An 8,981-nucleotide genomic window follows, 5' to 3' on the forward strand; every position below is an offset into this window, starting at 1 on the left:
TTTTAAACTGAACAAACTTTTTGTATTATTGTAATATCTTTCAAAGTGGCACCATTTCAACCGAAATGGGTGGCACGGTCCGACCGAAATACCCAGTATTATCGGGAGAGTTAGGACTTAAACCCTCTTTACTACAGAAAGTTACAGTAAAAACTATAAACAACATTAATAGCATTTTTAAATTTTTCATAATTATTAAATTTATTCCATCAAATATATTATTACTAAAAACGATATTACTTATATCTTATTTAGCGTAAGCTTTTTACTATTTAGCGTGTATAACCTTAATAAAAAAAAAATATTTAATAAATAGTACATTTAAATTACAGATAACTCAGATGAATAATATATTATTAGTCAGCACTGTTTCAAGTCTTATTCTATTTATTCGATTCTCTTATAATATTCTCTTTTATCTACCATATCCGAACCGAAATCAAAATATTTAAATATAAACTCATTATTATCCTTAAATTCAATATCTACTACAGTAAATAAAAGGTCTAACTCATACTTCGTACCTCTGAAATATTTGTAAGTCCCAGAAATAGTGTCTTCGATAATTACGCTATCATTTCTTACATAAACTTCCATCACTCCACTAGACTTAAATACTAGTTGATTTTTCGGGTCATATATGTCACGCTATTTCACACTACCATCTACAAAGATATCTTTATACAAACGTCAATTGCAAATGATATTTCCACTTGTTAAATCAGTCCTTTCTACTTCTTTGCATGACAATACACTTATAATTATTACGAATAATAACGAGGCCTTATTAATACTTTTTTTGATAAAAGTATCATACCGTTTTTTATAAAAACAATTAAATTAGTATTCGACGAGACAACACTAATTAACGATATGCTTTTAACTTTAATCCTCTATCTTAAAATTTCGATTTGAAGTATTACAATGGTTCCATTTCCAAGTTCAGAATTAATTTTAAACTTATTTACCACAGATTTATTCAATAAATATAATCTCTCAGTAACTAACTTCAATCCTTTTGACTGGTGCATTTGCCCCGAGGTAGTTTTTGCCATCCCTTTTCCGTTATCTGAAATTTCACATTGCAATGTATTTTCATTTAATGAAAAAGTAATGGTTAATTTTGGATTCGGATGATTTTTTTCAAAAGCATGAACAAAAACATTTTCCACAAAAGGCTGAATGAGCATTGGAGGAATTTCAAGCATATTTGAATTCAAATCAATGCAGTTAACTTTAACTTTTACCTTATTATTAAACCTCATATTCTCTAACGCTATATATGATTTTAAATAACTTATCTCTTCTACTAAAGTGATAAATCGTTGCGAAGAATTATCCAGCGTTTTACGAATTAACTTGGCGAACTCACCTAAGTACATCAGCGCATTGTCTATGTCATTATCGATGATATAATTCTGAATGGAATTCATTGCATTAAAAGTGAAATGCGGATTCATTTGTGATTGCAATGCTTCCAATTTTGTTTCCACAAGACGCTTTTCGATTCTTGACTTTTTCTCTTCTCGCTTTTTGATATAATTAATTCGCTTTTTATAGGAAATAAAGCTCAATATCAAAAGAGTTGAAAATACAACAATTACAAACCAAATTGTTTTCCAAAAAGGTGGTGAAATAATAATATTTAAAAGATGATGAGAAGATTCTTTACCCGAGTTTAAATCTCTAACTTGGACATTTATGGAAAATTTACCAGAAGGCAAATAAGGTAATTCAATATGTGTTTTATTTGAATAGGTACTCCATATTTCGTTTAACCCCTTTATTTGGTACCGATACTCTAATTTACTTGAATAAGGATGATTTGAAACCAAATAATCAAGTTCGACAACGTTTTCATCATAGTTTAACTCTAAATTGCTTTTTGAGTAGTCAAACCAATTATAAGAATCCCCTTTAATGGGTTTACGGTTGATTCTTATGTTATAAATTTTAAAATCAAATTTAACTACTGGAGGGTTTAAAATTTTTTCTAAATCTAATTTATAATAACCCAAATTCGTTCCAATAATTAATTCGTTCCCTATTACCTTGCTTGACGTAAAATCAGTTCTCTTTAGCCCTTGTTCTTCATCAATATACCGAAACCCATCCTTATTGTATATAGTTAAACCATTTTCTGTACCGATTATCACATAATCCTTGTACATTTCAAGAAATAAAATTGAATTACCTTTTATCGATTCTCTACTTATTTTTATTGAAATTTTGAAATCATCCCTGATATCAGCTAAATAAACTTCCCCAGAATTAGTGGCTATGGCTATTCTATAGGATTTATTACTTATGGCTAAATGTGTTAATTCTAACTCTTTAAAATTATTCGTTTCATTTAAAGAAATAATAGCGTCCTTATTATAAATAAACAAACCTTTGTATAAGGTTGAAATAAATATTTTATCCTTTGATTTTACAAATGCACTTACATCTACTGGGGTACTTGCTTCTTTTGATGAATGTTTTATAAATTGAAAATTATCTACAAAACCTTTTGAACTATTTAGATTCTTTACAATATTTAAGTCACTAAAAGGAATTGGATAGATAAATCTTCCTTGAAAATCAAAATTAAACTTATTAGTTCTAACAGAGTAATAATTCAAAAAATTACCGTCAAAATCTAATTCAAACAAACCAAGATAACTACTGACCCAATAACTGGACTTCTCTTTCACAATATCATAAAAAACCACTTCCTCAACAACATCTAATTTTGAAGTTACAAAGATTTCATTAATCGGAGATGGCTGATTTTTTGAATAAAAACTTTTTGCATAATTCAAAAAATTTTGTGCGGTTACCTGTTTAATTAACTTATCATTTTTAAGTAACATCAAACTTTTTTTATTTAATAGCACTAAGTTTGAATCGTTACTTTCAATATCAATTATAGCTAATTCTTTATTTTTAAAAAATTTAATATTTTCGTTTAAATCTACTTTATAATATCCATTATCCTGACTTCCAACATATAATAGATTAAATGTTTTATCAAAATACAAACATTTAATATTTGGACTTGATATCCCAAAATCTTCATTTTTATTAATAAAGACATCATCTTTTATGAGGAAAACACCACCGTCTTCAACGTGTACTCCCCAACCTGCTCCAAATAAATTATTATGATTATCTGTTACATATTCCCAAATAATCGATTTTCCAAACCGTAAATCCTCATCTTTATCCTTTAAAAGGTTCTCAATATTAAATTTACACACGGCCCCTTTTCCCTTTCTAAAATGACTATCAATACTGTAGTAAAATAAATTTTGCTTTAAATAAGTTGAAAACACGAAATATCGACCCACATAATTAAATATTTTATTTATAGTTTTCTGTTCAATATTTAATTTAAAAACACCTAATCTAAATGTTACACAATAAATTTCATCTTTATATACAAAAAAGTCCATCACTTGAAAATCAGGTAATCCAGAGTCTTTATTTAATATTAAACTTGTATCAAAAGTTGTAATAGCATCATTTTTGGAGTTAATAAATGACAAACCATTTTTAGTACCAACTAACACATAGTTTTTATATTCAAATAATTTCCTAACATAGTTATTTGCTAGCCCACTTTGTACATTGAAAACTGTAAATTTTTCACCATCATATTTGGTAATTCCACCACCATAACTGGCAATCCAAATTTTGTGATTCGTATCTTCAATAATATCCCATGAACTATTATGAGCCAATCCATCTTCAACAAAAAAATTAGTGATTTTGTTATTTTCAATTTTAGACAAACCATTATTGGTACCAACCCATAAAATTCCACGTGAATCTTTAAAAATAGATTCTACTTGGTTATTGGGTAGTCCATCTATGGTATTAATATTAATTGAAGGGTAATTTTGAGCATTCAAAGTCGATACAATGAAAACCAAAATAACATATAGGCCCCTATTTTTTATGAAGTATCGCATTTAAAAATTGTTCCTTTTTACGAAATGATACAGGTAATTTTTCTCCATTTATTAAGGTAATAAGTAATTCATCCCCTTTAACAAAATTCACAACAAAATTCAGGTTCACTAAATAGGATTTGTGAATCCTTATAAATAAATCACTGTTTAATAACTCCTCAACAAACTTTAAAGTTTTAGCCATCAATAATTCTTTACCATCAGCACAAATAATTTTACAATAATTACTATCAGATTGACAATAAACTATAGAGTTTAATTTAACTAACTCGTAACCATTTTGTGTCGGTAATGCTATTTTATTAAACGAAGAATTATCAGAACTTATATTCTGTAACAACAATGAAATTCTTTCATTCTGAAGGTGAATTTTATCGTTTTCTTCAAATCTCTTAATAGTTGAAAGCAAGTCAATATAATTAATAGGTTTTAACAAATAATCTAATGCAGAGTGCTTGATTGCATCAATAGCATAATCTTTATAAGCTGTTGTAAAAACAACATCAAAATTAATTTTATTAAAATATTTAAACAATCCAAATCCATTTTCGTCTGGCATTTGAATATCTAAAAACACCAATGATGGTTGAAACCTATTGATAGCTTCAACACCCGTTGCAACAGAATCACAAATTTCTAAAACAGCTATCTTTTTTGGAAAATAGCGTACTAGTAATTTTTGTAAAAATTCACGAGCATTTTGTTCGTCATCAATAATAATGGCTGTTATCATATAAATAAATTTAATTTACTTTACCAAGATAGATAAATTAACTTAGTTAACGTATCGATTTTGTTAGTTAACGATTTATTTAAACATAGTACCAACTGAAAATAGTTCCACACATTCTTAATTCGTATAATTTATGTAAATTTGAATTAATAAAGTTCATTAAAATTAAATAGTAATAGTTCAGTTACCCTATGCGTTACCCTACAATAACGAATAGCTGTGAGGTCAATGTTAATAGTGCATTAGATACAAGGCTTCGGAGCCTCTTTGAATATACTTCCCATTATTTCGATTGTAATTGATTGCTTCTCAACATTGAGATTGTTTACTTGAATCAAATAAAGACTACAGCTCCGCTGAGTTGAAGATAACTTTACTTATATCAATGAAAATAGTTACTCCGTAACATTGAGCTTAATTTCCTATTTCAATTAAAAAATATAAATATTTAAAAAATTGTATATAGTTATTAATACAATATAGTTTTTAATATAGTATAGTTTAGATTACAGTATAGGTATAACGGTATATTTCAACGCTACTGAGGGACGATTCGTCCCATGAACAAGATGAATCACTTCAACTTGGAGGAGGAAACCTCCCTTGGATGTAACAAACTATTACCCAAGCGGGATGTTCTATCATTTTAATAGTCACTAGCTAATTTTTGAGTATTACCACGTGAAATTATTGGGGTATCATAGTTTGAAGCCATATCGCTTAACCCATTATTAATTAGAGTATGATAGTTTTTTTATTTGTTCATCAACATTAAAGCAATTACGTAAGTAAAAGAGTACGGAAAAAATTATTTTATAAAAATATCTAAATTATAATTATAAAAATATTAAAAAAACTTAAACTATTGATTATCAGCGATTTTTATTAAATATAAAACAATATTTGACGAAATTTAGCAAATGCTGTTTTATATTTGCAAATCGCACCCTTTTTAGGCCTTATTTCACTGTATTCCAATATTATACATTTTTCATAAACTTGTTTTTACCAGTTGTTATAAGTATATTTGCATTGTTAAATCAAACTGAATACCAACCTATTCTTTAAGGTTGAAGACAGCATCTTTCATTATCACTATCAATATTACATTTTAAACCAAAATTAAATTTAACAGGAGTTATTCAATTTTACTCGGTTAGGCTTTAATTCAACTTGTTGAAGGAAAATCCTTGAATAAGGTCACCTATGGTCTTTTTAGACTAAATGGGAATAGGCGGCATATGTTAAATAATTAGTTGTAAGAAGGCTTGAAATATCACTGACAAGCTAGATAAATTTAAAGAGAGATAAGTTAATTAAAAGAATATTATGAAAGGAAAAGAAACAAAAGAACTACCAATACAGAAAAAGTTTAATGATGCCCTATATTGGGCAACTTCAACATTGTCGAAAGACAAGGAATACCATATAACAAGAACGCTAGATGCCGTATTGAGAAAGTTAATACACTACTCAAACACGAACGAGAAAATTACCTATAGTAATTCAATTATAGCCGAGCATACCTTTATGGGCGAAGAAACAATTAAAAAAGCGATACCTGAGCTAAGAAAAAAGAACTATGTTTCAATAGCAAATACTAGAATTTTTGATGAAGGGAAAGTGACAACTAGAAGGACTATCAATATAAAATGGGATAAAATTGAATCAATCCTAGGTGAAGTCCCAAAATCTAAGACAGAGAATAAAGAAGTCCAAGATGATATTACGGCTGAAATCATTTTGACTTCCGATTTACCAGAGGTCGTAAAAACAGTAGAGCCTAGCGCAATTCCAATTGAACCTATTGTAAAATCAATTGATGTTGATGATGAGGTTACGGTAATTAGAGAATCTGAATTTAAGGAAAATAAGCAAGTAATTCCAAGAGTCGTAATTACAGATGAAAAATTGAAATGGGCTAAGTCCAAATATAAAGACCCTAGCCTAACCAAAGATTCTTTTGAATCTTTCGACGATAAAGACCTATCATTAGTGTTTTATGGAGTAGATGGAATTATGAAAATCGACGATGCTAATTATGAAAATAAACACTTGATTAAGCTTTATCACCAAGGTGGGAGTTATTGCAAGTTATCAAACCTAAATAAAAAAAACACTTCCATCAGGGTAAACTATAATGACCTTATGCACCTATTGAAGCAGAGGAATCTTGAATTTGGGGATTTCAACGAGTACTTATATCAATACATAGCTATTAATGAAATTCCAAAAAAGCCTAAAAATGATGACAACTTTAAACCAGTTATTTAATAATTATGAATATACAACCAGAGTTATTAAAACTGAACATCGACCCACTTAAAAAACTCATCTTGGGTCTTATAATTGATACTCCACCAATAGCAATTAATGGTGAAGTGACTATTGATAAGTAGATTGAATATCATTTAGTGGGTCTACCTGATACTGCTATTAAAGAAAGTAGCTATAGAATTGCTGCTACTCTTAAGAATAATAGATAGTCTATTAGCTCATCCTCCTTTAATCGCCTCCTGAAAAAAGTAAACCTATAACAAACCAAACTCCTGCCGCAACTAATGTTCCTCCACTACCTGAAAAAATCCCCATCATTAAGAAAATTATTGCAATTAAAAAAATAATACTTGAATTTGTTTTAGGTAATGCCATATTTTTGTTGTTTACAATTCAGTAAACTAATATAATAATAATTCAGTGTTTCATACCAAAAAATCAATAAAGTTTTTGCTTGTCTATTCGATAGGCCATTATTCACTTGTGTACATTTTTAGAATATCAAGGGCGGTAACTGAGCAAATTCAATGTTTCTAATTCAATACAGAGGAGAGGCGGTGTTATGTATGTTTATATCCATTTTATCAGGTACTTGCAATAGATATTGTGATTGTGTTACTTCGACGAAAGGAGATAGATAGAGAATAACCAATATCGCCCAGCGACTGAAAGAGCTGCTTAAATAGGCTTATAATGGGAGAGACTATGTCTAATCCTATAGTTACTTGACGTTTATCTTACTAATGTTGCACTACCAGTAATTATTGCCTTTGGAAATAATGTCCTTGCTATATTCATCACAGAAGTTTGACTATATCCAGAAATCCGCAGGGCAGCGGGTTGTCCTTGCACTAATATGGTAACTAAATACTCAGGCATTCTTGACTCTTGGATTAGATATTTCTCATTTTGTTTTAATCCTTGACTTTCAACGATAATAAAATTATCGGCAAGTAATTTGAGTTGATATTTATTAATTTTTATTTTCATAGCGTGTTGGTTTATTTACCCATTTTATTAGGGCATTGATGTGGGCTTCTATCCATATCAATTCTTCAAGGTCTAGCAAGTGAATTATATTGTACATATCTATATAAATAGATGATTATTGATATAAAGTACATAACCAACCCTCCGAATCCTTTTTTGTAATTATAAAACTTTGTCGGTCAGATGTCTTTAGCACCAAAAAAATAGAAGGTTTGATAGCACCACTAGTATGTGGGCTGTTTAACGTATCATATTGAACAATATTTTCAATCATTTATATACAAAAACATATCAAAGTTTATTTAAATTATCCCACGAAGTAGTGCGAGATGGGTTGTCATTTTATATTTATTTTGATGTTCCAAAGGTATTGTGTTTATCCCAATTTACACAATTTCTTATTTTATAAATAATGGCGAAAGTCCTGCAAACAGTTAAATCAAAGTAAAAAAGTGTAGTAACCTGATTCAGTTTTTAGATATCAAGTAATTATGTAAGATCTAAAACCATATTTCCACTTTCAATCTAGAATACAAAAAGGTATTATAGTTTACTTTTTTGTAAGTTCAAGAAAGAGACTAGAACTTAATAATATATTTAGATACTCTACAATTGCATTTTTAGATTCATTTTAGAGTAACGGTATTTTAAATAAACTATTGAAAAGACTACATTAAAGAGATATAAAGAGGATAATAATAGCTTAACTAAAGCTATAAAGAGAAGAAAACACAACACTTTACTTTCCTAAAACAAAAAAAGAGGCTGCGACTTGGGGAAGACAACCTCTAATTTAAAAAAAAATAATCGAATTATATTTTAGCAAAAATGTTAGTATAATATTTTTTACCTGTTACAGGATTTTCTCTTATTGCAATTCCAAAATGAGTAAAATTACCTACTATATTTTCTTTATGACCTGGGCTATTCAACCAAGCATTGATGGCTGCTTGAGGAGTATTATAATTATAAGCTATATTCTCTCCTACTGTTTTAGCTCCTAGTGCTTTTATTATATTTTCAGA

The 8,981-nt window shown here is 28.6% G+C and carries 7 protein-coding genes; 1 reads left to right on the top strand and 6 read right to left on the bottom strand.

Going from position 1 to position 8,981, the window contains the following annotated elements:
- Window positions 1–387: 387 nt before the first annotated feature.
- The 3 genes from BLV35_RS18995 to BLV35_RS19005 form a co-directional block, all read right to left on the bottom strand.
- Window positions 388–597 carry a hypothetical protein gene (locus BLV35_RS18995; protein ID WP_091093963.1) on the bottom strand — a complete coding sequence of 70 codons (210 nt, stop codon included), beginning with the start codon at window positions 595–597 and terminating at the stop codon, window positions 388–390.
- Window positions 598–893: 296 nt separating this feature from the next.
- The gene (locus BLV35_RS19000) at window positions 894–3,956 is read right to left on the bottom strand and encodes a sensor histidine kinase (RefSeq protein WP_091093966.1); all 3,063 of its coding nucleotides are present in this window, start codon (window positions 3,954–3,956) and stop codon (window positions 894–896) included.
- Window positions 3,934–4,689 (bottom strand): LytR/AlgR family response regulator transcription factor, encoded by a 756-nt coding sequence (locus BLV35_RS19005; RefSeq protein WP_091093969.1) that lies wholly within the window; start codon window positions 4,687–4,689, stop codon window positions 3,934–3,936. Before BLV35_RS19005 ends, BLV35_RS19000 begins: the two co-directional genes overlap by 23 nt.
- Before the next feature lie 1,329 nt (window positions 4,690–6,018).
- Here BLV35_RS19005 and BLV35_RS19010 point away from each other — a divergent pair.
- Window positions 6,019–6,963 carry a hypothetical protein gene (locus BLV35_RS19010; protein WP_091093971.1) on the top strand — a complete coding sequence of 315 codons (945 nt, stop codon included), beginning with the start codon at window positions 6,019–6,021 and terminating at the stop codon, window positions 6,961–6,963.
- A gap of 231 nt (window positions 6,964–7,194) precedes the next feature.
- On the opposite strand, the gene BLV35_RS19370 is transcribed toward BLV35_RS19010, so the two are convergent.
- The 3 genes from BLV35_RS19370 to BLV35_RS19025 form a co-directional block, all read right to left on the bottom strand.
- On the bottom strand, window positions 7,195–7,341 hold the full coding sequence (locus BLV35_RS19370; protein ID WP_176980664.1) for a hypothetical protein: 147 nt from the start codon (window positions 7,339–7,341) through the stop codon (window positions 7,195–7,197).
- Window positions 7,342–7,698: 357 nt separating this feature from the next.
- On the bottom strand, window positions 7,699–7,956 hold the full coding sequence (locus BLV35_RS19020) for a hypothetical protein (protein ID WP_091093974.1): 258 nt from the start codon (window positions 7,954–7,956) through the stop codon (window positions 7,699–7,701).
- A gap of 812 nt (window positions 7,957–8,768) precedes the next feature.
- On the bottom strand, window positions 8,769–8,981 hold a 213-nt coding region (locus BLV35_RS19025), incomplete at its 5' end, for a CAP domain-containing protein (protein ID WP_143031894.1).

Source organism: Flavobacterium gillisiae, assembly GCF_900107635.1.
Taxonomy (GTDB): Bacteria; Bacteroidota; Bacteroidia; order Flavobacteriales; family Flavobacteriaceae; genus Flavobacterium; species Flavobacterium gillisiae.